This is a genomic window from uncultured Parabacteroides sp. (assembly GCF_947855115.1).
GTDB lineage: Bacteria > Bacteroidota > Bacteroidia > Bacteroidales > Tannerellaceae > Parabacteroides.
The window spans coordinates 1-26,235 of the sequence record NZ_CANTZW010000010.1 but is presented as its reverse complement, the minus strand read 5'-3'; the positions used below and the strand labels follow the sequence as shown (position 1 = coordinate 26,235).

General features: G+C 48.4%; 17 protein-coding genes. 4 read left to right on the top strand and 13 right to left on the bottom strand.

Going from position 1 to position 26,235, the window contains the following annotated elements; genetic code table 11:
• The 10 genes from Q0110_RS08115 to Q0110_RS08070 form a co-directional block, all read right to left on the bottom strand.
• A complete protein-coding gene (locus Q0110_RS08115) occupies positions 1-1,086 on the bottom strand; it encodes a hypothetical protein (RefSeq protein ID WP_297905515.1) in 1,086 nt (361 codons plus the stop codon).
• Positions 1,087-1,095: 9 nt separating this feature from the next.
• Positions 1,096-1,965: a DUF58 domain-containing protein gene (locus Q0110_RS08110; protein ID WP_297905512.1), complete on the bottom strand. Its 870-nt coding sequence runs from the start codon at positions 1,963-1,965 to the stop codon at positions 1,096-1,098.
• A gap of 116 nt (positions 1,966-2,081) precedes the next feature.
• Positions 2,082-3,077: an AAA family ATPase gene (locus Q0110_RS08105; protein ID WP_297905509.1), complete on the bottom strand. Its 996-nt coding sequence runs from the start codon at positions 3,075-3,077 to the stop codon at positions 2,082-2,084.
• A 170-nt stretch (positions 3,078-3,247) separates the two neighbouring features.
• A complete protein-coding gene (locus Q0110_RS08100) occupies positions 3,248-4,327 on the bottom strand; it encodes an HU family DNA-binding protein (protein ID WP_297905506.1) in 1,080 nt (359 codons plus the stop codon).
• Positions 4,320-4,610: an HU family DNA-binding protein gene (locus Q0110_RS08095; RefSeq protein WP_297905503.1), complete on the bottom strand. Its 291-nt coding sequence runs from the start codon at positions 4,608-4,610 to the stop codon at positions 4,320-4,322. Before Q0110_RS08095 ends, Q0110_RS08100 begins: the two co-directional genes overlap by 8 nt.
• Before the next feature lie 77 nt (positions 4,611-4,687).
• On the bottom strand, positions 4,688-5,986 hold the full coding sequence (gene rimO / locus Q0110_RS08090) for a 30S ribosomal protein S12 methylthiotransferase RimO (RefSeq protein ID WP_297905501.1): 1,299 nt from the start codon (positions 5,984-5,986) through the stop codon (positions 4,688-4,690).
• Positions 5,983-6,936: a signal recognition particle-docking protein FtsY gene (ftsY, locus tag Q0110_RS08085; protein WP_297905498.1), complete on the bottom strand. Its 954-nt coding sequence runs from the start codon at positions 6,934-6,936 to the stop codon at positions 5,983-5,985. The genes rimO and ftsY overlap by 4 nt, the downstream gene beginning before the upstream one ends.
• 19 nt (positions 6,937-6,955) lie before the next feature.
• Complete coding sequence (gene nspC / locus Q0110_RS08080; RefSeq protein ID WP_297905495.1) at positions 6,956-8,095, bottom strand: carboxynorspermidine decarboxylase; 1,140 nt, start codon at positions 8,093-8,095, stop codon at positions 6,956-6,958.
• A 319-nt stretch (positions 8,096-8,414) separates the two neighbouring features.
• Positions 8,415-10,754, bottom strand: coding sequence for a UvrD-helicase domain-containing protein (locus Q0110_RS08075; protein ID WP_297905492.1), 2,340 nt, complete (start codon positions 10,752-10,754; stop codon positions 8,415-8,417).
• A gap of 528 nt (positions 10,755-11,282) precedes the next feature.
• Positions 11,283-13,496: an outer membrane beta-barrel family protein gene (locus Q0110_RS08070; RefSeq protein WP_366139657.1), complete on the bottom strand. Its 2,214-nt coding sequence runs from the start codon at positions 13,494-13,496 to the stop codon at positions 11,283-11,285.
• A 231-nt stretch (positions 13,497-13,727) separates the two neighbouring features.
• Here Q0110_RS08070 and Q0110_RS08065 point away from each other — a divergent pair, with 231 nt between their 5' ends.
• Positions 13,728-14,654: a helix-turn-helix domain-containing protein gene (locus Q0110_RS08065; RefSeq protein ID WP_297905486.1), complete on the top strand. Its 927-nt coding sequence runs from the start codon at positions 13,728-13,730 to the stop codon at positions 14,652-14,654.
• 27 nt (positions 14,655-14,681) lie between these two features.
• On the opposite strand, the gene Q0110_RS08060 is transcribed toward Q0110_RS08065, so the two are convergent.
• Positions 14,682-15,032, bottom strand: coding sequence for an RNA-binding protein (locus tag Q0110_RS08060; protein ID WP_297905482.1), 351 nt, complete (start codon positions 15,030-15,032; stop codon positions 14,682-14,684).
• A 258-nt stretch (positions 15,033-15,290) separates the two neighbouring features.
• On the bottom strand, positions 15,291-20,828 hold the full coding sequence (locus Q0110_RS08055) for an MG2 domain-containing protein (RefSeq protein ID WP_297905479.1): 5,538 nt from the start codon (positions 20,826-20,828) through the stop codon (positions 15,291-15,293).
• 132 nt (positions 20,829-20,960) lie between these two features.
• On the opposite strand from Q0110_RS08055, the gene Q0110_RS08050 reads away from it, so the two are divergent.
• A complete protein-coding gene (locus Q0110_RS08050) occupies positions 20,961-21,398 on the top strand; it encodes a DUF6078 family protein (RefSeq protein WP_297905476.1) in 438 nt (145 codons plus the stop codon).
• A 183-nt stretch (positions 21,399-21,581) separates the two neighbouring features.
• Positions 21,582-23,963, top strand: coding sequence for a penicillin-binding protein 1C (gene pbpC / locus Q0110_RS08045; RefSeq protein ID WP_297905474.1), 2,382 nt, complete (start codon positions 21,582-21,584; stop codon positions 23,961-23,963).
• An 8-nt stretch (positions 23,964-23,971) separates the two neighbouring features.
• Here the strand turns inward: pbpC and Q0110_RS08040 are convergent, their stop codons facing one another.
• The gene (locus Q0110_RS08040) at positions 23,972-25,420 is read right to left on the bottom strand and encodes an alpha-amylase (RefSeq protein ID WP_297905471.1); all 1,449 of its coding nucleotides are present in this window, start codon (positions 25,418-25,420) and stop codon (positions 23,972-23,974) included.
• Between the two features lie 105 nt (positions 25,421-25,525).
• On the opposite strand from Q0110_RS08040, the gene Q0110_RS08035 reads away from it, so the two are divergent.
• The coding region (locus Q0110_RS08035; RefSeq protein WP_297905468.1) for an alpha-amylase family glycosyl hydrolase at positions 25,526-26,235 on the top strand (710 nt) is incomplete at its 3' end.

The following is a 26,235-nucleotide window of genomic DNA, read 5'->3' as shown; positions in this document are numbered from 1 at the left end:
TTAGTCTTTTAATTTAGTTGAATCGTTCATAGACTTGGGTTGATAGCGTGCCGGATCATCTGCCTGAGAGTTATCAACGGTCTTGACAGGAGACTGTGTCAGCTCTTGACTCGAGGTTACCGGCTCGCTGGACTGGGAGTTATCGGCTGGTGCCACCAACTCCTCTACCTTCGTCTGGTTCACGAACAAATACGCATTCATCATACTCAAATCATTCTCATCCGGCAGCGGATGCATCTTGGCGAATTTCACGAAGTCGGCCAATTGCAGAATCTGTTTCAAGTTATCGTACACGCTCTGGGCATCGGAGTTCTTGCGGATCAGATCCAATATCTCGCCGGAAGTCATCTCCATAGCACTGATGCCGAAACGTTCCTCGATATACTTACGCAACGTATCCGTGATCAAGGTGTAATACTCCTTGCTCCGTCCCTGTTGCCAGAGTTTCTGTTGCTTGATCTCGTCCAGCTCCTTGATAGCCTGCTCGTGAGGCGGGAGTTTAGGCTCCTCTTTCTTGAACGGTATCAACGACTTTTTCGCACGCATCCGTTTCACGATATAGGCGATCACGCAAATCAAGAACAGGGCCAGCAAGATCCCGTAAATGATCGGATAATAATCGGCCCATACGAAAGGCGGCTTCCATACGGTCTTGATATCGCTGAACTCCTCCGGCTTATCCACATTTACGGGAATCGTGGAGACTTTCAAGGCGACTTGATTGGAATATACGGTATCCACCCCGTCTATCACCTTCAGCGGAGGTAACAGATAGAGCGACGAGTCAAATGAGGTAATCAATACATCCTGTTTAATGACAAGCCGGTCGTTCTCGATCTCCGTAGAATCTGCCTTGGAGAGATTCAGTACCTCCACACCCGCCATCAAGGTATCGTTCGGGATCACGATCTGTACGGGGCGATCCTTGTCTGCCGTTACCGTAAGGTGCAAGGTAGTCTGTTCTCCGATCAATATAGCGGCCGAGTCGATGGTAACATCGATCAACGGTCTCTGCGCATACACTTTTCCCCCGGCGAGGGAAACGGCGGCGATCAAAAACAGGATACTTTTCTTTATCAATTTCATCTGCTTGCTTTAATTACGTTTGTCAAAAAGAGCAATCAATGCTTTCACATAATCATCCTCGGTACGGATAGAGACGGAGTCTACACGGCATTTCTTGAACGTGTCGCTCATCTTGGCCTGCCGCTTCTCCCACCATTCCTTATACGCCGCACGCACACGGGAAGAGGAACTGTCTATCCATTGCTCCTTCCCGGTCTCCGCATCCTTGATCTTCATCAATCCAACGGCGGGAAGCTCGGTCTCACGACGGTCGTACACCTGAATGGCTACCATGTCGTGTTTGCGGTTGGCCACTGTAAGCGCATCCTTGAACCCTTCCTTGTCGATAAAATCGGAGATCAGGAAAGCCGTGCAACGCTTCTTGATGGCGTTGGTCAAGTACTTCAATACTTGGCTGATATCCGTCCTCGTCTCCTCGGGATGGAAATCAATCAGTTCCCGGATGATGTATAAGATATGTTTTTTGCCTTTCTGAGGCGGGATAAACTTCTCGATCTTGTCCGAGAAGAACACCACGCCGATCTTATCGTTGTTCTGTATTGCCGAGAATGCCAAGGTAGCGGCGATCTCGGTGATCACCTCCTTCTTCATGACGTTGACGGAGCCAAAGTCACGGCTACCAGACACGTCGATCAGAAGCATCACCGTCAACTCACGCTCCTCCTCAAACACTTTGACGTAAGGGCGGACGTAGCGGGCGGTCACGTTCCAGTCGATGTCCCGGATATCGTCGCCATACTGATATTCCCTTACCTCGCTGAACGCCATACCACGGCCCTTGAAAGCCGAATGATACTGGCCGGCGAAGATATTACGGGAAAGACCACGGGTCTTTATCTCGATACGACGAACCTTCTTTAATAATTCACTTGTCTCCACTTGGTAATTGGTAATTGAAAATGGAAAATTTGTTGTTGGTAATTGATGGTTGAGAATTGAAAATAGGTTTGTCTCTTTCGATTAATTTCCAATTTTCAATTCTTAATTTTCAATTATCAAGGTACTTCTACCTTATTCAAGATCTCGCTGATTACCTCCTCGGAAGTCAAGTTGTTCGCCTCGGCCTCGTAACTCAAGCCGATACGATGGCGCATCACATCGTGGCATATCGCACGAATATCCTCTGGGATCACATAGCCCCTGCGCTTGATAAAAGCATACGCACGGGCTGCCAACGCCAAGTTAATAGACGCCCGGGGAGAGGCTCCAAAAGAGATCATGTTCGCCAAGTTAGGCAACCCTGCCTCTGCGGGGAAACGGGTAGCGAAGACAATATCCACGATGTAACGCTCGATTTTCTCATCCAAATAGACCTCACGAACCACGTTACGGGCATCAAGAATCTCGTCTTTTGTCAAAATAGGCTTGATCTCCGCACGCTCTCCGGATATATTCTGACGTATGATTAATTTTTCCTCTTCTTTTTTCGGGTAGTTGATAATCACTTTCAACATGAAACGGTCTACCTGCGCCTCTGGCAGCGGATATGTACCCTCCTGCTCTATCGGGTTCTGGGTAGCCATCACCAAGAAAGGCTTCGGTAATTTGTAGGTATGCTCACTAATCGTGACCTGGCGCTCCTGCATGGCCTCCAACAAGGCACTTTGCACTTTCGCCGGGGCACGGTTAATCTCATCCGCTAATACAAAATTAGCGAAGATAGGACCCTGCTTTACCTGAAATTCTTCGCTTTTCTGACTATAAATCATTGTACCGATCACATCGGCCGGCAGTAAGTCTGGGGTGAACTGGATTCGACTGTATTTAGCGTCTATCAACGATGACAATGTTTTAATGGCAAGTGTCTTAGCCAAACCCGGCACACCTTCCAACAAGATATGTCCGTCCGAAAGCAAACCTATCAATAAAGATTCAACCAAATGCTTTTGTCCGACGATTACTTTGTCCATACCCATTGTAATCATGTTCACAAACGAGCTTTTACTTTCAATTCGCTCATTCAACTCACGAATGTCTACTGTCTGACTCATAAGATTTATTCTATTATGTTGTTACTATATCGTCCCAATTTTACGTTGATTTTTTAGGATGCACAAAATTAGAAATGTTAAATTCGTATCCTTCACTTTTGCAGTTAAATAATACTAACTAACATTCCCTCGTTTTGTTTTATTTTATTTTAAAAAGGGGGGGATTTCTTTTACTCTCCGGAAAGAATCTCCGCTTGTAGGGCGGCGGATTTCTGTCGCGACTCACGGCTCTTGGCATCAATACCATACAATTCCGGAGCGGGTATCTCGATCAAGGTTCCGATCGGAACATTATTCGGATCTTTTATAACAGCTTTATTATGTTGATAAATATACACCCAGAATAATTTATTACCATAATATTTCAAGGCGATTACAGTAAGGCGGTCACCATGCTTGATCTTCACCTGAGCTAATGGCTTAGGATCCGGTTTCACAGAAGGCACAGGTTCTGTATATAAAGGCTCCTTCACTACCGAATCCGGTTCAAGCATCTGTGGTAATTCTTGAATGGTATCCTTGAATTCCGTTATCATTTCCTCTCCGGAAGGTTCTGGTTTCCAATTATTTCTTCCCAGATAAAAGAATACCGAAATTACGATTACCAAAAAGACAATCATCATAAGCACACCTTTCTCCTCCGGTTTCCTCCGGATACGCTCTTCCGGTTTCTTTCGCATGGGAGAAGGCTCCGCAATAGGTTTCAACTCCGGTTCGGGAACTGACTTTAATTCCGGTTCCAGCTTCTGTATCTGTTCAGGTTTTGGCTCTTGTATCTGTTCAGGTTCTGGCTCAACAACCGGATCAGGTTCCTCTTCCGGTACAACTTCCTTCAAAGGGATTTCCTTATCCGGCATCACTTCCTCCACCGACTCATCTTCTGTTTCTTTCTCCTCCACGGATTCATCCAAGTCCGAGAAGTCTACACTCTCGCTGATCTCGGTTGTCTCAAAGATAGAAAAAGGCTTATTCACCTGTTCTCTCAGGTCTTTATCCGGAAGATAAGAGAATTTATAATGCGCAGGAATAAGAAAGCGCTCACCAGTATTCACGTGGATGCTCTCCCGTTTTTCCACAAGGATGATCTTGAAAGTTCCTAGACCTTTCACTTTTACGATCTTATCCGTATAAACCCCTTCCGATACTATCCGGATAAAATCTTTCAGGAAACGCTCAACTTCTCCTCTATCTTTGCCGGTACGCTCCGATAACAAACCGGCTAAATCTTGTATATTTAGCCGATTATTCATTATCACTCAATTCTTTTAAACGATTCTTCACGGTCGCTCCCGGTTTAAATATAGGAACTAATTTAGGAGGAACCAAATATCGCTTCCCGTTCGCCGGATTCACGGAAATACGTTCCGCTTTCTTTTTCACCTCGAACTGGCCGAATCCTTGTAGATAGATCGTATCGTTATCCACTAATCTCGAACTCACGATGGAACTGAACGCAGAAAGCATATCGGAAACTTCCTTGGAAGTCCAACCCATACGATTCGCCAATTCCGTTATAAGTTCCTTATTTTTCATATCTGATTCCATAACAGTTGGTGCTGCTATATTAGTCATTTTTTTGTTAACCGACAAATATATTGACAGTTTTTACATCAATTCAACACTTTGCCATAAAGATCAAACGCTTGTGCGTCAATGACCTTTACTTGGTAAAAATGGCCCGGATGCAGGATAGTTTCCTTAGAAATCAATATTTCCGGATCAACCTCGGGAGAATCGAATTGAGTACGCCCCACATAGAAATCTTCCTCCTCTCGATCTATGATCACTCGAAAGGCCTGCCCGACTTTCGAGGCGTTCACGTCCGCGGAAATACTTTCTTGCACACGCATCAAGTAATCCAGCCGGTCTTGCTTCACCTCTTGCGGAATCTCGTCTTTATAATGCTTATAAGCGTACGTTCCTTCCTCGTGGCTATAGGCAAAAGCTCCCATGCGCTCGAAGCGGATGTCTTTCACGAACCGGATCAACTCCTCGAAATCCTGTTCCGTCTCACCGGGATGCCCTACCATCAAGGTCGTACGCAAATGGATACCGGGAACTTCCCGGCGCATACGTTCCAGCAGCTCATACGTCTCGGCTTTCGTGATATTGCGGCGCATCATCTTCAACATCGGGTCACTGATATGTTGCAAGGCGATGTCCATATACTTGCAAACGTTATCACGTTCACGCATCACCGGCAACAAGTCATAGGGAAAATGAGACGGATACCCGTAATGCAAACGTATCCACTCCACGCCTGGGATATCGGATACCCGTTCCACCAGTTCCGGCAAGGCCATTCGTTTATAGCGGTCGAGGCCATAAAACGTCAGGTCTTGGGCGATCATCTGGAATTCCTTCACGCCCTGCGCTACCAAGCCACGGACCTCGTCCGCGATCTCTTCCATCGGACGGGATTGATAAGCCCCGGTGATGATCGGGATCGAACAATACGAGCAAGTACGGTTACATCCCTCCCCGATCTTCACATAAGCATAATGCCTCGGGGTGGTGAGCACACGCTCCGTAGCCAGCTCTTGATGATACGATTTGCCCAGATCGGAGATCAACTCTTTCCAATTGAATTTCCCGTAAAAACGATCCACCTCGGGAAGTTCCTTCTCCAAATCTTTCAAGAAACGCTCCGACAAGCATCCCATCACGAAAAGTTTCCCGATCCGTCCTTTCTGTTTTTGTTCGCCCAACTCAAGGATCATATTGATAGATTCTTCTTGGGCATCACCAATGAAACCACAGGTGTTTACGACCACGATCTCCCCATTGATCTTATGGGGATCATGTTCCACCGTATAACCATTGGCAACGAATTGGCGCATAAGTTGCTCTGAATCCACCAGGTTTTTCGAACAACCCAGCGTGATTATATCTACTTTGTTTTTTCTCATTCCCCAAATAACGAATTGACAAACTCTCGTTTGCGGAATACCTGTAAATCCTCCATTCCCTCACCGAGTCCGATATATTTCACCGGAATACGGAAATGGTCGGAGATACCGATCACGACACCTCCTTTGGCAGTACCGTCCAGCTTGGTCACGGCCAAGGCATTCACCTCGGTGGCGGCGGTAAATTGTTTCGCCTGCTCAAAAGCATTCTGTCCGGTAGAGCCATCCAAGACCAGCAAAATCTCATGGGGAGCATCCGGAATCACTTTCTTCATCACGTTCTTGATTTTGGTTAGCTCGTTCATCAGGTTGATCTTATTATGCAAACGTCCGGCGGTATCGATAATCACCACATCCGCATCATTCGCCTTAGCGGAACTCAACGTATCGAAGGCCACGGAAGCAGGGTCCGATCCCATATTCTGCTTCACGATAGGCACGCCTACCCGCTCGCTCCAGATCACCAACTGCTCCACGGCGGCGGCACGGAACGTATCGGCGGCCCCCAGATAGACTTTCTTGCCGGCTTTCTTGAATTGGTAGGCCAGCTTACCGATCGTTGTTGTCTTTCCGACTCCGTTCACGCCTACAACCATGATCACATAAGGCTTCTTACCCTCCGGAAGCGTGAATCCCTCGGCATCCTCCGTATTATTCTCTGTCAGCAAACTAGCGATTTCATCACGCAATAAAGTGGTCAGCTCCTGGGTGGTGATATACTTGTCACGGGCAACGCGCTTCTCGATACGATCAATGATCTTCAACGTGGTATCCACGCCGACATCCGAGGTGATCAACACTTCCTCCAAATTGTCCAACACATCGTCGTCCACCTTGCTCTTACCGGCGATCGCCTTGGTAATCTTGGAGAAAACACTCTCTTTCGTCTTCGACAGACCCTTATCCAAGGTTTCCTTTTTTTCTTTACTGAAAAAGCTAAAAATACCCATATCTATTTTGTTTCTGTTTTTAATCCATCCTGTTCTTATAATCCTCATAGCCGAACGTACGGTACATCACCAGCCGGTCGTCCTTGCTCCAAAGAGCCAAGGAAGGATGCGGGATACCGTTGAACATGTTCGTCTTCACGATCGTGTAGTGGATCATATCCTCGAAAATCAGCTTATCACCGATCTCCAAAGGTTTATCGAACGACCAATCTCCCATATAATCACCACTCAAACAACTATTTCCCCCGATCCGGTAGGTAGGTTTCCCCTCCACGGCATCCGTAGCGAAACGGATAACCGGCTTATAAGGCATCTCCAAGCAATCCGGCATATGGCAGGTGAACGATGCATCGATAATCGCCGTTTGGATACCATGGTTTTCTACGATATCCACCACGGTCGTCAGCAAGAACCCGGTCTGCCACGCAAAAGCGCTACCCGGCTCCATGATCAACTCCAAATTCGGATATTTCGCCTTAAAGCCTTTTAATAAAGCGACCAAGTGCTCCACGTCGTAACCCTTACGGGTCATCAGATGACCACCTCCCATATTCAACCACTTGATGTGAGGCAGGAAACGGCCGAAACGCCTCTCCACCTCGACCAATGTCCGCTCCAAATCATAGGAGGTAGACTCACATAACGTATGGAAATGCAACCCCTCGATACCCTCCGGCAATGTATCGCCCAGCAAATCGCTGATCACCCCCATTCGGGAACCCGGGGCACAGGGATTATATAAATCCGTCTCCACGTCCGAGAATTCCGGATTGATCCTCAATCCACAAGACACCCGGCTACCATCTGCTTGCACCATCGGATAAAAACGATGGAACTGAGAGAGCGAGTTGAACGTGACGTGACTGCTATATCTCAAGATCAACGGGAAATCTGCCTCCGTATAAGCCGGGGAATAAGTATGCGCCGGACTTCCCATCTCTTCAAAGGCCAACTGTGCCTCAAATTTAGAACTCGCTGTCGAAAAAGGGATATACTCACGTACGATCGGGAACGCTTTCCATAAAGCGAAAGCCTTAAAAGCCAATATGATATTCACTCCCGCACGTTCTTTTACGCTCTTGATCAAGGACAAGTTATTTCTTAGTAATTTCTCCTCCATCACATAGCAAGGCGAAGGTATCTTGTTGATGTCTATCATTCAGATTTCTATATTTTCAGTGAATAACGTGCAAATATACGCAAAAAGAGTTGCTTTGTCAATAGGTTAACGAAAGAAATGAATAATCACCATTCCTCTAAAAATGCAAAAGATTTTTTCTCCAAGCTCTCACTCACACAAGCGCACAAGACGAGAAGATACCACTAATGCATTCAGAAAAACGGAACAAATCCTGATAATCAACAATTTAAGAATTTCGACACCAAACGTCTCTCTTTTTCGAACAAAAAGGGGAATCCTTTCGGATGAAAAAACAACCCAATCCGAAAGAAAATCAACCCCGATCCGAACAAATTTCTTAACCTAAGACCGTAAGCTTAGCGAACTTCAAAAGCAACTGCTTTTGCCCGAAATGATCGAAAGCGACCGTAGCCTTTGCGTTACCACCCTCTCCTTCTATCGAGACAATCTCCCCTTCCCCAAAACGATCATGGCGCACCTTGGAACCAACGTGTAAACCCGATAAATCCGGAGCCGGAGCAGCCGAAAAAGACGATTCCATCGTATTTTTCAACTTCGTAAGTTGCCCTTGACGCTGAGCCGCTTGCTTCACGGGCGACACGAAATCATCCTCAACCGCCCTTGGTTGCCGGAAAGGTGAGGCAAAAGCCGGGCGCCCGTAGCGTTCCCGTGCCGAGGCAAACGGATCGGAGGCACCGGCATTCGAAGGCATATCCAGATACTTCACGTCTATATCCTTCAAGAAACGGCTAGGCGTACACATATCCGTCTTCCCATTCCGATAGCGGCTCTTGGCATAGCTCAATATACAATTCTGCTCCGCACGAGTAATCGCCACGTAGAACAAACGCCGCTCCTCCTCTACCGCTCTCGGGTTATCTTTCGATAGAGCCGAAGGGAACAGGTCTTCCTCCAAGCCTACCACGAAAACATTCGTGAACTCCAAGCCCTTGGCGGCATGCACGGTCATCATCGTGACCTTATCGGTGTTTTCCTCTTTGTCGTTATCTTGATCGGTGAGTAAGGCTACCTCCGCCAAGAAGTCGGACATAGCGACTTTCTCCATACCCTCCTCACGTCGGATCTCACAAAACTCGGCGATACCCTTCAGCAGCTCCTGCAAGTTCTCTTGCTTGCTCACTCCCTCTACGGAACGGTCTTGAAACAAGTCGGAAACGATACCGCTACGCTTCACCACCAAGGTAGCTAAATCCTCTGCCGAGAGGCTTTTATTCTCTTCAATGAAAGCTTCAATCAAACTACGGAAGTCGCTCAATTTCTTTGCCGTACCACTATTTATCGGCAACGAATATTCTAAGGGGGCTTGAAGCACGGTCCAGAGACTTACCCCGTACTCGGTAGCGGCACCCACGAGCTTACCTACCGTCGTATCCCCGATCCCCCGGGTAGGATAATTAATGATTCGCTTCAGGGCTTCCTCATCGTGCGGATTCACGATCAGGCGAAAATAAGAGATCACGTCCTTGATCTCTTTCCGCTGGTAAAAAGACAAGCCGCCGTAGATCTTATAAGGGATGCCTCGCTTTCGCAACGCCTCTTCCAAGATACGGGACTGGACGTTGGTACGATACAAGATAGCGAAATCAGCGTACGAGAACTTCCCCAATATCCCGTGCATCTCGTTGATCTTGGCGGCTACGGCATAGCCCTCCTCATAATCGGAGTACGAGGTGAAGACACTCACCTTGCTACCCTCCTCTTTCTCGGAATAGACCGTCTTGGGTATCTGGCGTGTATTCTTGTCGATCAAGCTATTGGCGGCGTTCACGATATTCTGGGTAGAGCGGTAATTCCGTTCCAGCTTGAAGATACGGCAACCGGTATAAATATTCTTGAATTGCAGGATGTTATCTATATTAGCGCCCCGGAAGGAATAGATACTCTGGGCGTCGTCGCCTACCACGCAGATATGTCCGTGCCCCTCGCAAAGCCGTTGCACGATCAAGTGTTGGGCGAAGTTCGTATCCTGATACTCGTCCACCAGCACGTACCGAAAGAAGTTCCGATATTTCTCCAAGACGGCTGGATGATCCCGAAACAGGATATTGGTTTGCAGCAACAGGTCGTCGAAATCCATCGCTCCCGCTTGCAGGCAACGGTTCTGATAACGTTTGTAGATTTCCCGAAGCAAGGGGACCTTGGCGTTCATATCGCTTTCCACGAGTTCTTTATTTTGCTCATAGGCCGTATAGGTGATCAAGGAGTTCTTCGCGTTGGAGATCCGGCTCTGCACCATTCCGAGACGGTACACCTTATCATCCAATTGCATTTCCTTGATGATAGATTTCAGTAGGCTCTTGGAATCGGCGGTATCGTAAATCGTGAAATTGGAAGGATAGCCGATATGTTCTGCCTCGTTCCTGAGGATACGGGAGAAGATGGAATGGAATGTTCCCATCCATAGTCGACGGGCCGTTTGCTCACTGGTGATGGCCGCGATACGCTCTTTCATCTCCCGGGCCGCTTTATTGGTAAAGGTCAGTGCCAAAATACTATAGGGAGGCAATCCTAATTGCAATAAATAAGCGATCTTATAGGTTAGTACCCTTGTCTTTCCGGAACCTGCCCCGGCCACGACCAAGGATGGCCCCTCATTATAAACCACCGCTTCCCGCTGGCTCTCATTCAGTTGATTCAAATATTCTTCCACATTCATCCGTTTTAGGGATACAAAATTAGGGAAAATAAGCGATTCCACATAAAAAAGTTGGAAGGGTCGCCAATAATATCTACATTTGCCCGTATACGATTTGTAATATTAACTAAAACAAGAGACTATGGGAGAATGGGAAATTGGGAGAGACAACAGATAGTGAGGAAAGAACGGGACAAGGTCCGAAGGGAGACGTTAGGGAAGTTCTTTTTTGACTTGGCAAAGCTAGTTTTCGCCGCTATCGTATTGGGAGAAATACTCCTTTTGCAAGAGAATGTTTTTGATAAGAGTTGTTGGGCTATGATCATAATCGGTCTTAGTACCACCTATTCATTAGCTTGGTTAGGAAATAAAATTTTAAAATAAGAATAACATGATACTAAATCCATTAAGTGCTCTATTCTTAGTAGTAGGGGTTATTACAGGTTTATTTATCGCTTGGCTTTACACCAAGCCCGGAAAGAAATGGCTGGATGAGCTATGATACCGTAGGTGGTGTGCCATATTGTGGGTCATGGCACACCATATTCCTTATTTAGCGTCCAACAAATCATCATTCCTTATGCTCCTCTCCGCTTTTTTCACGCTCGCTTTTAAATCACCGATCCGGTAGCTGATAGCGATGCCGAAACCACGGCTAAACATACGCTCGGTCTGCCGGATATGAAAGTCCGGATATCGCTCGTTGATCTGTATCGTCTTATGATCTCCCAGAAAATCCTGCGCCCGGAGCGTACAAATCAACTTATCATTCAAGAAGCTCTTTACCACACTCAAGCCGTAAAAATAAAAGCCGTATGAGTCCATCCCCACATTCGGCTCGGAACTCACGTATCCACCCGACAGGACAAAACGCCACCCGTACTTAAACTTCTGCGAGAAATCGACAAAAGCAGAGCCGCAAAAGCCGGAATTACGCACATCCGTATCGTAAACCTCATTCCCCTCCCGCGCCCGCAAGTCCAGATAATGCAACATACCGTTCAGCGAAACGCTTGTCCGGAGCGAAGGATTATAGCTTAGATAAAGGTTTCCTCCCGCTCCTTTCACGTCCACGAGATTATCATACGTACCATTCACCACATTTGCCGAGTCAATGAACAGATACTCATCAATCACCCCTTTTCCCAAGGTACAGAGCACGGAAGCCTGCACATTCAATTTCGTGCCGTAATAGCTGTACGACGCCGAAAGACGATGATGTCTCTCCGATACCAATCCCGGATTTCCATACGAGATAGAGGTCCCTGACACGAACACCGTAGGATTCAAATAGCTGATATTCGGGCGGCGTAAACGTAGGTTGTAAGCCAAGCGAAACAAATTCCGGTCATCCAAGCGAAAAGCGGAGGTCCAAGAAGGCACCCAATCCGTTACACGATAATCAAAATTCTCGCCCTCACCTTGTTTATAAGTCACGTCCTGCCAAGTATGTTCCATACGAATGCCGGGGTTCAAGCTCCATTTTCCATACTTAAATCCATACCCCGCATAAGCGGAGCATATATTTTGCACATGCCGATATTCCACCAAAGGTTGTAAATCTGCGGGTAACCAGACACTCTCATCCAACTCCTTTACCTCCGAGGTAGCGTGGCTCGTACTGTTACGCCGAATCAGCTTCAAACCGCCCTCGATGGAATGCGTACTTGTAAAAGGATTCACATAATCAAGCTGGGCCGTATGCTCATGAGTACGGGCCTTACTGATTTGCCGGGTATAATCGGCCTCCAGTTGAGGTAACGAGACATTCCCCACCTTGTCCTTATCATGAAACACGCTATAGTTATCGTTCGGGATATAATCGTATTGATAGGAAAGTGTTAGCATCTCTTCCTTATTCCGTTTGAATAAGCGTTGATAATCCGCTTTTAAGGAGGCACTACCCCATTCATTCTTCTTACTCATATCCTCGTTATAAGCATAGATTTCTTCCCCCTCTTTATCAAGTCTGCTATAATGGCTATTCCAAACAGAGTTACTGTTCCCGATATTCAAGTTTCCGGACAAGGAGATTAAATTCAGTGTATCGATCTCGAAACTGCCTTCCAGACTTCCATAATGGGCCGGATATTTCACATCCACGTCCGAGAGCACCCGGAGCTTCCCACCGTCTCCCGACTGGGTACGGAGATAATCCGACTCGCTCTCGGATGACTGTTGGCTAAACGTATAATTTCCGGAAAGCGATAACCGGCCGTATTTCAGCGTAGCGAAACCACCGACACTCTTAAACAAGTTCATCACCGTAGTGTTTACACTTGCGTTATATCCCTCGAACTCCGCTCCTTTCGTCACGATATTCAAGATTCCGCTGACGCCCTCCGCATCGTAACGGGCACCGGGATCCGTTATCACCTCCACTTTCTTGATCATACTGGCGGGGATACTACGCAAGACCTCCTTGGGATTATTGGAGAACATATTCGAAGGACGCCCGTTCATATAAATCTTAAAACTGGATTGTCCGTTCACCTTCACGTTATCCTCGCCATCCACGGTCACTAAAGGGACTTTCCGCAACATCTCCAGCAGGGTATAGGTTCGGGAATCCGGGTCCTCGGCGACGCTGTAAGTAGTCTTATCCGCCTCCGCCTTTATCAAGGGTTTCACGGCAACAATGTTTATCTCGGGCAAGTCCTCGTTTAAATACAATGAATCGGGAGAGACAAGCTGGGCGGTCAACATCGAGTTCCAGTTCCCCACAAGACCGATCAAGGCCATCATCATCAGAAATCTTTTCATATCCGTATTCTCTTTGATTTGTTTTCGGGCAAAAGTAGAGGCTACAGACAACGACAACGTAAATAATTGCCGGATAAGTAGCTGACATTTTACTGACATTTCCATGACATCCGGTCATTTAACCGGATTTATGCCTATTTCATCCCGAATCCTATCGAAAAGGGTATTTTCCTCCTATAATATTTAGTACCTTCGAACGTTCTTTTTATGTTAATTCTAATCGAACGAAAGATGAATACACGACTATCGGCCAACCTATCCGTTTTGGGTACCTTCTTAATGCTGATCCTCTCGTTCAGCTTCGGCTTCCATAGTTATACGGAAGCCAAGAAAGCCATCGTAGCAGACTTGAACCAAGCGTTGCAACAAACCATCTTGCAAAATTCCCACCTATGGATGAGCCAAGATTCTATACGTACCTATACGAATCTATCCAAGCTTTTCGGCAATCCGGTATCCATAGAGAGTTATAACAAGGACTTTTCCGAGGCATTGAGCTATACGCCCGACAAGAAGAAAACAGGAATCGTGATCCACGTGCTCAATAAGGATACTCAAACCGAAAACGCCTCCGCTAATGCCAACAAGAAACTCAACGAATATTATATCGCCAGCGATACGATTATCTGGGCATCATCCTTAGCGAACAACCCCAATGCTACCACGGATCATATCGGGATCTCATTCCAAGGGTACGCCAATTGCTCCACCGTTGCGGTTATCGGGCTATCGGACAAATCTTTGCCCGGCCTATTCCTCGGGCTTGCCTTTTTATCCGCTACCCTGCCCCTATTGCTCAAACGCTATAGAAAGGAGTTGATAATGCCTCAATCCATCCATACGGAAAAGACCATCTCTTTCGGTAATTTGAACCTTTCCCGTGAGACCGCCTCCTTCTATAAAGAGAATGAGGAGAAACTAAAACTCACCCCTCAGCAATATGCCTTGATGGAGATGTTTTTCCTGTCGCCTACGCATATCTTGAACCGTTCGGATATCTGCGAGAGCTTATGGCCGGGAAAGATCAACGCCGACGAGACCTTAAACACCTTGATCCGAAGGCTACGGCCTTTAGTGGAGGAAAACAGCAACCTAAGGATCACGACAGAGCGCGGACGAGCCTATGTGCTTGAAATAAAAAAGAGCGACCATCTCTGATCGCTCTTCTATTCTTATCTAGTAGAATTAATATCTTCCACCACCCCTGTTTGAGCCATAACCACCGCCTCTGTTGGAACCGTAGCCGCCACCTCTGTTGTTGTTGGAACGACCACCTCTGTCGCCTCCTCTATCCTCTCTCGGTCTGGCCTCTGTTATATTGATGACCTTGTCATCATAACTTGCTTGGTTTAACTCCTCGATAGCTTTCTTCGCTAGCTCATCATCGCTCAGTTCAACAAAGCCGAAACCTCTTGAACGGCCTGTCTCTCTATCCATAATAACTTTTGCTGAAACAATTTCACCGTAATCAGCAAATAACTGTCTTAAGTCCTCATCAGAGATGTTGTAACTTAGATTTGAAATGTAAAGATTCATCTTGTAAACTTTAATTAAATGGTTAATTGAGCTGAGTGTTTTGACTAAAAACTTTACTTGACAAATCTAATTGTGAGCAAATACTTTCTAATGCAAACTTAAACCAATCTCAAATATGCTGCGAATGTAATGGTTTTATTTGGGCATACAACTATAAATCCGATAAACTTTGAAAAAAAGTTTCCAATATAGGCGATGAGGCCGCCCTCCGGCACATTTTCGCATGTATCCGGATGGGCCAGCCCCATTTTTACGAAGTTAAAACACGGAAACTTCCTGTCCGGCGGTATTCGCACGGATCAAATAATCGTACATCGCCTCGCAATACACCGGAGGCAGGTAGAAGCGGCCCGGGTAGACAGCGCAAAGATTGATCTTCACAGTCACCTGACGGCCTGCCGGCAGACGGTCTATATAGCTATAAACACGATCGTCGCGAATATCCTGATAATTCACTCCGGCGGCCAGGCTATCCGTAGCGGCCTCATTCAAGAAACGGGTATTCAGTATTTCCCATCCGGCCGGGAAAATCTCCGATACTACCAGATTAGTATATCCTCGGGCCGAAGGATTCTTCACCGTAACCACGGCAGAGAAATTCGTTCCTTGCTCCAGTTTGGCGACATCGACCGGACGTCCGTTCAAATCCACATAACTAACCGCCAATGAGACACCGTTCGCATACGCTTTTTCCTCTCCTTGCTCCGGTGTTCCTTCAGTTATGATACGGGCGAAGAGCGTGGATTTACCCGTGTTCCTCAACTCTACCTTCGCCGAGGTTCCCGCCTTATCCGATAAGGTCTCGGACCATATATTCTTATCCGTTCCCACCTGCCCGTTCTTTCCGTCATAAGCATACGTGAAATCCATGGCCTCGTCTACCCGATATCTAGCCAGGTAGTCAGACAAGGCCACTAAAGCGAATGCCGTGGACTGCGTACTCAACCACTCATCCGAAGAAAGCTGTCCGGACAATTCTTTCACCAAAGTAGCGGCCTCCTTGCCCTTATCCAATAAACAAAGCGTCATCAACCGGATGGATTGATCCCGGACATCACTGCCGAATGTCTCGTCATATCCGGAATAACCGGAAGGAAGAGCCGTCGTCCGACTAATCAAGTCTTGAGCGACATCCTCACGACCTACCAAGGCATAGGCAGAAGCCAGAGACCAGCGGCTCATGGAGGTCAAGTCCTTCATCTCTTTCAGGCGATTCATAGCACCCATCTCCGGTACCCCGGCCAAAGCCAATACATACAGGCGATAGGCTTGCGTAGCCTCTTCCGAATCCTTATAATAAGAGGTAACCGGCTTCCAATTGCGAGCTACCCGGCTTAAATTATTCAATGCGCTTTGTTTCATGGCCTCGGGAACCAAGTAACCTTTCTTCGAGGCTTCCAACAAAAAATGAGTAGCGTAAACCGTACCCCAGCCATTGCTGCTCGTTCCACCCGGCCAATAGGCGAAAGCCCCATCCACGGTCTGGTAAGAACGCAGACGGCGGATCACTTCTTTCACGGCCTCCTCCGCGGATTTCGCTTGCCGCGGGGTTAACTCCGTGAACGAGGAGATATAAAGCCGCGGGAATCCTTTCGAGGTGATCTGTTCCAGACAGCCGTGCGGATAATCCGATAAATAGGATAGACGTGAAGATAAATTCACGGGGGCGATATCCGACACTTCCAAGGCCAACCGGTTCGTACCCGCGGCCCCCGGCATCGTAACCGTTTCTTTCCAAGATTCACCGGCCTCTAAAGTAGCGGCGGTAACTTTCACTTGAGGACGGCGTACCGTACGGATCTCCAACTCCGTCTCATAAACGGATTTATCCCCTTTACCCGTAGCGGTTATCGTTACTTTCCCGATACCCGGGTTCTTCTTTACCCGGATACGGAACGAGGCTTGCTGATCCCCTTTCCGTTCGAAGCTCAAGGCCTTCGTCGCCTCACCGATCACTTCCATATTCGGGCTACAAGCGATAGAGACATTCACGGTTCCCACACCGTCCTCGGTAGCGAATACCGTAGCGGGCACTACCATCTCCTCTCCCACGCCAATCACCCGGGGCAAGGTTCCCAGCAACATCACGGGCTTACGTACCATCACGCTCTTATCGGCATGTCCATAAGCCTCCCCGTTTCCGGCTACCACCATGATCTTGACACGCCCGTTGTAATTCGGCATCCGATAGGTATGTCGGGCGGTCTTTCCTTTCTTCAACAAGAACGGGCCGTCAAATTGTACCACAGGCTTGAAACGGTTCACGATCGCTTTCGGGCCTTTGTTCAGCGCATCATCGCCACCGATACTGAACAATTGCTCGATACGACCACCATAAGCGCCAACCACGTAATTATACAAATCCCATGTATTTACACCCAACGCTTCCCGGGCATTAAACGCTTTCCAAGGCTCCGGCGTACGGAAACGGGTCAGGTCTAACAGGCCCTCATCCACGATCGCTAGCGTATAAGCCATCTCTTTCCCATCCTTCTCGGAGACGGATATGGTATAAGACGCTTCCGGCTTCAGCTCGGCGGGAGATTGGATAACCGGGGTCAGATGGCTTTCCGGAGAAGTCACCGTGAAGGGGACAACGCCGTACAAACGGATCGGCAAATCGTTCTTCGTGATGCCATGAGGCTGCAATAAGGTGATATAGACGTAAGCGTTCGGCTGCATATCTTTCGTCACATCCAGCTTCACGGTCGTTTGCTTATCCTCGCACGTGTGTTCCGTCAAGGAGAGGACACGCACGCCGTTCTCTATACTGATAATCGCACGGCTTCCTTTCGTGGAAGGGAAGGTGACTACCATCTTCTCTCCGGGCGTATAACTATCTTTATCGGTCTTGAAGCTAAGCATCGTGGCAGACTCGCTGCCATCAGCGTTACGCCGTCCCTCATTATAAGGCCAGTCGAAATAACTCATCACGCCGGTAGAATGCTTACTTTCCTTATCTTTTACGGAGATGAAATACGTTCCCCACTCTTTATCCGGGAAAGAGAGCTGGAACGTCCCCCGCCCACTCCCATCCGTACGAAGGGTAAATGTCTTTACCGGCTTATTGTAAGAATCCGATACGTAATTAGCCAAGCCGCTACGATTGGAGTCCCACCACCAATACCAGTAGACCTTATATATCTTCACGTCTAACTCCGTATTCGCTTGCGGCTTTCCTAAATAATCAACGGAAGCGACCTCGTAGGTGTAATTAGCCCCGGTGTTTAGTTGCTCCTTATCTTTCTGCGGAGACTTGATACCGGCATACCGGCGATAAGGCGAGTAAAGCACCCGGTCCGCGTCGATACTGAAATCACCGGATTCCTCATAGACCCGAGTCACCAGATTAGCCAGTAACATACCCGGCGCGGTAGAACCCAACTCAAAACGGGCTTGTATCGTGGCGTTACCCTGTGCATCGGTAGTACCGGAGATCAGCTTACTCTCTTCCGTATTAAACACCCGGGAAGGATCGTCGAAATAGAAATCCTTATAGCCATCGAAGGTGGTCGGAGTAGCGATAAAAGTACCTTGTATATCATATTTCAAGTTACGGGCGATGGCTCCTTGCAGCCATTCCACATGCAAGCGGGCATCCATAGGCTCACCGCACGACAAGGTCTTCTCCGGCATGGACAAGGCGATCTTCAAACGGTTCGGCTTGATGGACTCGATGCGTAAACGCTTCGAGAATGAGACACCCCCCACATGTACTTTCACGTTCCACGCACCAGTCGGGGCATCTGCCTCGGTAACGAAATCGAAGGCGTAAAGCCCCAGCTCGCCACGGGTCTGTGTCTTACGGGCATACATTTGCCCCAACGGGTTGTACAGCTCCATCACGACCGGATGGTTCGTCGGCAATTGCTTCGCCCGGTCATTCAGCATAAAGCCCAGATGCAACGTATCACCCGGACGCCATACGCCTCGCTCGCCGTAAATAAAGCCCTTGATCCCTTTCTGCACCACCTCGCCCGATACATCGAACGAACTGAGCGAGAGGGCCGATCCGTTATCCACCCGCAGATAGGAACGTTGGGTTCCCTGTGAGGCGATCAGGTAAAACGGACGTCCCAAGGAGAGATCCAGTCTCACCTGCCCCTTATCATCGGTCGTGCCCGAGGCCAACGATTGGTGCTGGTAATTATAAGCGGTAACCGCAACTCCTCGCTCCGGCTCCGTATCCTGTATGTTATGCACCAAGACGGTCATATCATTATCCTGTCCCATCATGGCGACCAATCCCAAATTAGTAGCCAATACATTCTTTCCCTCTACCTTATTAAAGTAATAGCTATCCGAGCAAGGATCATCCCGTTTCTGCCAATTATAATCAGACCAATCATATTGACGATAATAGTAATACCCACCTTCATCAAAACGGGAGGCCTCCTCCTTGAAACGGATCTCGTCTGAGGCCAAGATTTGTTCCTTCGAGACGGTCACCGTATCATTCCCGCAAGGATAAACGGACAAAGGCCGGTCAAACGAAAGTTCCAGACGATAAATAGCGCCCGGCTCCGGCTCGATCAACTGCTTCAAATCGATAGCGAACGTATTCCACCGCGACAGATCAAGTCCCTCCTCATCCAAGAAGATCGTCTTACGGGTAATCAAGCGTCCGACACGCATCAATTCCCCGGATTCATCCAAGTTGTTCGATTGCAGGAACTGACCGATATTCTGTTCCAATATCTTGATAACGCTCACCGTAACCCCACGCAAATAAATCGCCTGGAAAGGAACGGATAATTGCGTGGATTGCGGGATGATCACTCCTTTCCCGACAAAACGGACGTTGGGTTTCTGCTCGTCGGCTACCACTTGGCGTACGACAGCCTCTTTTAGGTTCAAGCCACTCTTACTGCGGATACCTTGGTTCAGATGGATGTTCATCACGCCCTTCTCCCGTAAGCCCGCGTCCGGATATAGACGCAGTTTGTTCCCATCCACATTCACGGTCTCCGAGGTATTTCCGGCGATAAAAGCCAAACCTCTCATATCTTGGCCCGGGTCCAGCAATTTCGTGAAAGCCACCTCTACGTAACGTTCCGGCTCGGATACATACACTACGTCATATACAGAGAAATCATTTTGATCCGGAATGCTCACCGTCACCACATCGGCTTTTTCTACCCCTAGTTTATTAGCAGAGACAGAAAGCTTGAGCGTCCGTTCCCCCTCTATCCCGGCGGGTACATTGAGCAAGGTCACCTCATGTTTCCTGCCATCCGGGCTATGTTGCCAGGTAGCATCTACTTTCTCGGAGAAATTCACCAATGACTCCACGATCTCCGGAGATTCCTTATCCGGAGTAAAAAGCACGGCAGTCAAATCGTACCCATTCTCGTTTTTCGTATGGATATCCATTGATTCCAAATTCCCCCGAAGGGCTAAAGGAAGCGTGGAAAAACGGAAAGCGAACTGTTTATCCTCTCCTTGTACCTCAAACCATTCGGACAAATCGGCCTTCACCTGATAAGAGGTGTTTCGCTCAAAACCTTTCTCCGGCTTGAACACCAACGTCCGGCTATTCTCGAAAGCCCATTTCCCCGGCACATCGGGCTTGAGGCGCACGAGTTTCCCCAACCGGTCCGCCTTTAATCGATCTGCCGGGATCTCTTGATTAAAGATCAGGTAAACGGGAGAATACCGGGAAATCTTCCCGGTAGTAAACGCCTCTACATTCGGATTATAAGAAGGGAGATCTTGATCCGTGGAAGTTGTCGTATCACAGCTTGTCAAGACAGACAAGAGACAAAGTACGCAGAATAAACCGATAGATCGTATCATACGCATGAATCTTTAAATGGTTAATTTACAAATGTACATAAATAGAAGGATTTCTCTCCTATACTTTCAGACAAACTGATATTTTTCGTATATTTGTTCTAAACATGGATTATTCAAACAACCTTATACATCATGCCCAAGAAACTATACAAGGAAATCCCCATCGACTACGCCGTCTGCCAACAACCAGATTGCCCCCGGGCAGGGAAGTGCCTGCACCAGATCGCCTACCAGCCGCTCATCGAACGGCCGGTTGCCGTATTACGGTTATTGAACCCAACTCTCTGTACCCGGGATAAGGCTTGCCCCTACTTCCGGGATTCCGTTCCCGTAACTTACGCACGGGGGTTCACCGGGATGCAGAGCCGGATGTTCCCGGCGCAATACCAACAATTCATGTCGATACTGATAGCCCATTTCGGGCGTAACCCTTATTTCGAACGGCGAAGAGGCGAGTCTCCACTCTCTCCGGAAGAGCAGAGGATCGTGTTAAAAGCACTGCGTCAAACCGGAGTGACGGAAGACCTAAAGTTCGATAATTACGAAAAAAATATCAACTGGTACGATTGAGACAGTACTTCGTACAAAGTACCGTAGTACTATACGAAAAGTATCACAGTACTTCTCGCAAAGTACTACAATGTCCATACGGAAGTACTAAGACAAGCCTTCAAACCCCATGCCGAATATCACCGAAACCGATATTTAGGTATCAGTAATATAAGAAACCCAGTATCCATAGATGTAACCGATATGGTAAAAGAAAGGAAAACTTTTAGGCGAAAATGGCTCCTCCTCGCATCTACCGTAGGAATCGTCCTAATGGTGTGGTGTATCATGTATGGCATCGTGCCCCGGCAATTATTTCCCGCTCCCTGCTCTACCTTATTATACTCCGCAGAGGGCGAGCTTTTAGGCGCACGTATCGCGCCGGACGGGCAATGGCGTTTCCCGGCGACGGATAGCTTGCCCGATAAATTCGTGGATTGCTTGCTCACGTATGAGGATAAACGTTTCTTTTACCATCCCGGGATAGACCCCGCCGCCATCGTCCGGGCGATCCGCTTGAATGGGAAAGCGGGGCGTGTGGTGAGCGGAGGAAGTACCTTGACCATGCAATTGGCACGCATAGCGAGAGGAAACCAAGAGCGGACCTTCTACGAGAAAACGATCGAGATATGCTGGGCGCTTTTTCTGGAAACCACCCATAGCAAACGGGAGATACTGAACCTCTATGCCTCGAACGCTCCCTTCGGGGGAAACGTGATCGGGCTGGAAACCGCCGCATGGCGTTATTTCGGGCGAAGCGCCTCCGAGCTATCGTGGGCCGAGAGCGCTACGCTGGCAGTACTTCCCAACTCCCCCGCCTTGATCCATCCCGGAAGAAACCGGAAACAACTGAAGGAGAAACGGGATCGCTTATTGGCTTCCCTTCAGAAGAAAGGCGTATTGGACGAGACCGAATACGAGCTGGCCTGTATGGAGCCACTTCCCGAAGCCCCTGTCCCATTACCCAACGATGCCCCGCATCTGTTGGAAAGACTGGCCGCGGAGCAACCGGGACAACGCATCCAAACCACCGTCCGTCAAGCCTTGCAACGGCAGACACAAGCTATCGTAAACCGTTATGCCCGTGAATACAGTTCCAACCATATCCATAATCTGGCGGCGATCGTAGCGGACGTGGAGACCGGAGAGGTATTGGCCTACGCCGGAAACGTAACCTTTCCGGCTGACGAGCGGTGGGGAAACCAAGTGGATATCATCACCTCGCCCCGCAGCACGGGAAGCATTCTCAAGCCCTTCTTGTATGCCGGCATGCTACACGACGGGTTGTTACTCCCATCTATGCTGGTCTCGGACGTGCCCTTGAATATAAACGGCTTCTCCCCCCAAAACTACAACAAGACATTCTACGGGGCGGTACCGGCCCATGTAGCCATAGAACGCTCCTTGAACGTTCCCTTGGTACGTATGCTCTCCCAATATAATACCGGACGTTTTATGTCTTTGCTGAAATCGTGGGGAATGACTACCTTACGCTTCTCCGAGGAACATTACGGGGCCTCCCTGATCTTGGGTGGGGCCGAGGGAACTCTATGGGATCTTTCCGGCATGTATGCCTCCATGTCTCGTGTGCTTACACATTACCGCACTTATAACGGACGTTATCATCCGGCAGACATCCATCCGCTGACGCCCTTTCCGGTGGAGAGGAAAGAACCTATCCGCTCCCTTACCGATAGCCGGCTCACCGATAAGCCACTCCTTTCCTCCGCGGCCCTGTGGTACACGTTCGAGGCGATGTCTGCCCTGAACCGTCCCGAGGAAGAAGCCGACTGGCAACAATTCGAGTCGATGAAGCGGATCGCATGGAAGACCGGAACGAGTTACGGGGGACGAGACGCTTGGGCGATCGGCACGACTCCCCGCTACGTCGTCGGCGTATGGGCCGGTAACGCTTCCGGCGAGGGCCGTCCGGGGCTTACGGGTGTCGGCAACGCCGCCCCGGTCCTTTTCGACATCTTTTCCTTATTGCCCGGTAGCGAATGGTTCGACCAGCCCTATGACGAGATGCGTCTCATGGTGATCTGCCGGAACAGCGGACATAAGGCCTCGCCCTACTGCGAGCAAACGGACACCTTATACATGCCGATGTCCGGCAATAACACGGGGATCTGCCCCTATCACAAGCTCGTGCACCTATCGGCGGACGGACGGTACAGGGTCAATAGTTCCTGCGAGTCTGTCGACCGGATGATCAGCCGCTCGTGGTTCGTGCTTCCTCCCGCACAGGAGTATTACTACCGCAACTATCACATCGATTATATCCCGCTTCCTCCGGTAAAACCCGGCTGCGGGCAAGACTTGAACCGCCAGATCGAGCTGATCTATCCCGAGCATAACGCCATTCTCTACCTTCCTAAAGGCTTCTCCGGGAAATCCGAGAAGTTCATTTTCAAGGCCGCCCATGCCCGCCGTGACGCTACGATTTACTGGCATCTGGACGAAAGCTATCTGGGAGAGACCACCGAGAATCACCAGATCAGTTGCTCCGTGAGCCAAGGAAAACATCTCCTTACTCTCATCGATAACGAAGGGAACCAAAAGAAAATACAATTCGAGGTCAAGTAAAGCGTCCGTTAAGCTTTGACCTTGGCCCAAACAGCCAATTTGCCTCCCTTGACAAGGAAACGGCCTTTCCCTTCCTCATCAATCGTCACGGTATCTTTTACCGAACCTGTGATCTCGTACCATACCTCACCCATCCGATTCTCCCCCACAGACATTGTTTTCTCTCCATCTTCCCCGTTCGAGATCACCACCGCCAAGCCCGAATCAGCATGTTCCGGATCTCCCAAACGGACGAAGCCGATCGTGTTCGGATGATCAAAATAATCCACCTCTTCCCCGAACGCATGCTCTTTCCGGGCACGCAATAGTATATCCAATACCTTACGATGCGGAGATTTCTTTCCTTTTACGCCATAATAATCCCCGTAAAAGATACATGGATACCCTTTCTTCATCAACAAGATCAAACCGTAAGCGGAAGGTTTGAACCAATCCTTCACCTGCGATTCCAAAGAACTGTTTTTTTGCGAATCATGGTTATCCACGAAGGTGACGGCTTGATCCGGACAGATCTCGACCAAGGTCCTTTTTAAGAGATCGCGCAAATCATAGTCACGCCCCTTCTCGGAAGCCTCATTCAAGTTATAATGTAAGGCTACGTCAAATAAATCCATGTTATATTCTACTTGAGACAGGTAAGCCTTCAACGATTCGGTATCGTTTTTCCAATATTCCCCGACAGCGTAGAAATCCTCTCCCCGATCCGCTCTTACCGCCTCCAGAAAACGCTTGATAAACTGGTCGTTTATATGCTTGATCGCATCAAGGCGCATACCATCCAAGTTTAGTTCGTTCGATACCCAGATCCCCCAATCTTGCATCTCACGCACGACCTCGGGGTTATCGAAATCCAGATCGGCGAACATGAGATAGTCGTAATTTCCATTCTCATCATCGACACCCTCACTCCAATGTTTTCCTTCTCCCAGAATCTGGAATATACCTTCCTTCTTGCGGGATACATCGTAATCCGTCCCGGAGAAATGAAACCAATGCCATTTAAAGTTGGAATACATATTGCCACGCCCCGGGAAGTCGAAACCGGTCCAGCCCTCTATCTCATGGGGTTCGCCGGTAGCGTTTTCCCGTTGTCCAGGATCTACCTCTTGCGCCATAAACCATTCGGTATAATCGGCTCCCGCCTTATGGTTCATCACGGCATCCAGATATACGCCTATCCGGTTCCGGTGAAGTTCCCCGATCATTTCTTGAAGTTCCTGTTTAGTTCCATACTTGGTACGTACGGTCCCTTTTTGGTCGAACTCACCCAAATCATATAGATCATAGGTTCCATACCCCTCGTCCGCTTGCTCATGGCCTTTGTAAGCGGGTGGAATCCATACGGCGCTGATCCCGATCTCATGTAAATGCGAGGCGTCATCCTTCAGCCGTTTCCACAGCATTCCATCGTTCGGCAGATTCCATTCGAAATACTGCATCATTACTCCATTTTCCATATGTTTCTTCTATTTATTGATAAAACAACATTTCCCAAGCGTCATAAGTTGCTGAAACTAACCACCACATCCTTTTGTTATAGTAAAAAACCAAAGAATAATAAGATGGATTCAAAACATGTTACAGAGAGTACGTCCGGTCAAGAGGACATTCAAAAGACTTGGTGGAAAGAAGCGGTTATATACCAAATCTACCCCCGCAGTTTTCAAGACAGCGACGGCGACGGAATCGGTGATTTAAACGGTATCGCCTCCCGCCTGGATTATATACAAAGCTTGGGAGTGGATGTCATCTGGTTAAATCCCATCTTTCTCTCGCCCAACGATGATAATGGTTACGACATCAGCGACTATCGGGAAATCATGCGGGAATTCGGCACGATGGAAGATTTCGACCGTCTCCTGAAAGAGATTCATAAACGGGAGATGCGATTGGTGCTGGATTTGGTAGTAAACCATACCAGCGACGAGCATCCTTGGTTCGAGGAAGCCCGTAAATCCAGACATAATCCCTATTACAACTATTACCATTGGTGGCCGGCCGAGAAAGGCGAGTCTCCCTTGCGCCTCAGCTATTTCGACGAGGATGGCAACGCTTGGATGTATAACGAGCCAACCGACTCTTATTACCTGCATTATTTCTCCAGGAAACAACCCGACTTAAATTGGGAGAACCCGGAGGTACGCCAAGAGATTTTCGATATGATGCGCTTCTGGTTCGATAAAGGGATAGACGGTTTTCGCATGGATTCCATCTCTCTTATCGCCAAAGATCCCTCATTCCCTCTCATAGATTCCAAGAAATATCCGGATAT

Coding starts and splice junctions, on each gene's coding strand:
- Q0110_RS08115 (WP_297905515.1), bottom strand. CDS start 1,086: ATGAAATTGATAAAGAAAAGTATCCTGTTTTTGATCGCCGCCGTTTCC.
- Q0110_RS08105 (WP_297905509.1), bottom strand. CDS start 3,077: ATGAGTCAGACAGTAGACATTCGTGAGTTGAATGAGCGAATTGAAAGT.
- Q0110_RS08100 (WP_297905506.1), bottom strand. CDS start 4,327: ATGAATAATCGGCTAAATATACAAGATTTAGCCGGTTTGTTATCGGAG.
- Q0110_RS08095 (WP_297905503.1), bottom strand. CDS start 4,610: ATGAAAAATAAGGAACTTATAACGGAATTGGCGAATCGTATGGGTTGG.
- rimO (WP_297905501.1), bottom strand. CDS start 5,986: ATGAGAAAAAACAAAGTAGATATAATCACGCTGGGTTGTTCGAAAAAC.
- ftsY (WP_297905498.1), bottom strand. CDS start 6,936: ATGGGTATTTTTAGCTTTTTCAGTAAAGAAAAAAAGGAAACCTTGGAT.
- nspC (WP_297905495.1), bottom strand. CDS start 8,095: ATGATAGACATCAACAAGATACCTTCGCCTTGCTATGTGATGGAGGAG.
- Q0110_RS08075 (WP_297905492.1), bottom strand. CDS start 10,754: ATGAATGTGGAAGAATATTTGAATCAACTGAATGAGAGCCAGCGGGAA.
- Q0110_RS08070 (WP_366139657.1), bottom strand. CDS start 13,496: ATGAAAAGATTTCTGATGATGATGGCCTTGATCGGTCTTGTGGGGAAC.
- Q0110_RS08065 (WP_297905486.1), top strand. CDS start 13,728: ATGAATACACGACTATCGGCCAACCTATCCGTTTTGGGTACCTTCTTA.
- Q0110_RS08060 (WP_297905482.1), bottom strand. CDS start 15,032: ATGAATCTTTACATTTCAAATCTAAGTTACAACATCTCTGATGAGGAC.
- Q0110_RS08055 (WP_297905479.1), bottom strand. CDS start 20,828: ATGATACGATCTATCGGTTTATTCTGCGTACTTTGTCTCTTGTCTGTC.
- Q0110_RS08050 (WP_297905476.1), top strand. CDS start 20,961: ATGCCCAAGAAACTATACAAGGAAATCCCCATCGACTACGCCGTCTGC.
- pbpC (WP_297905474.1), top strand. CDS start 21,582: ATGGTAAAAGAAAGGAAAACTTTTAGGCGAAAATGGCTCCTCCTCGCA.
- Q0110_RS08040 (WP_297905471.1), bottom strand. CDS start 25,420: ATGGAAAATGGAGTAATGATGCAGTATTTCGAATGGAATCTGCCGAAC.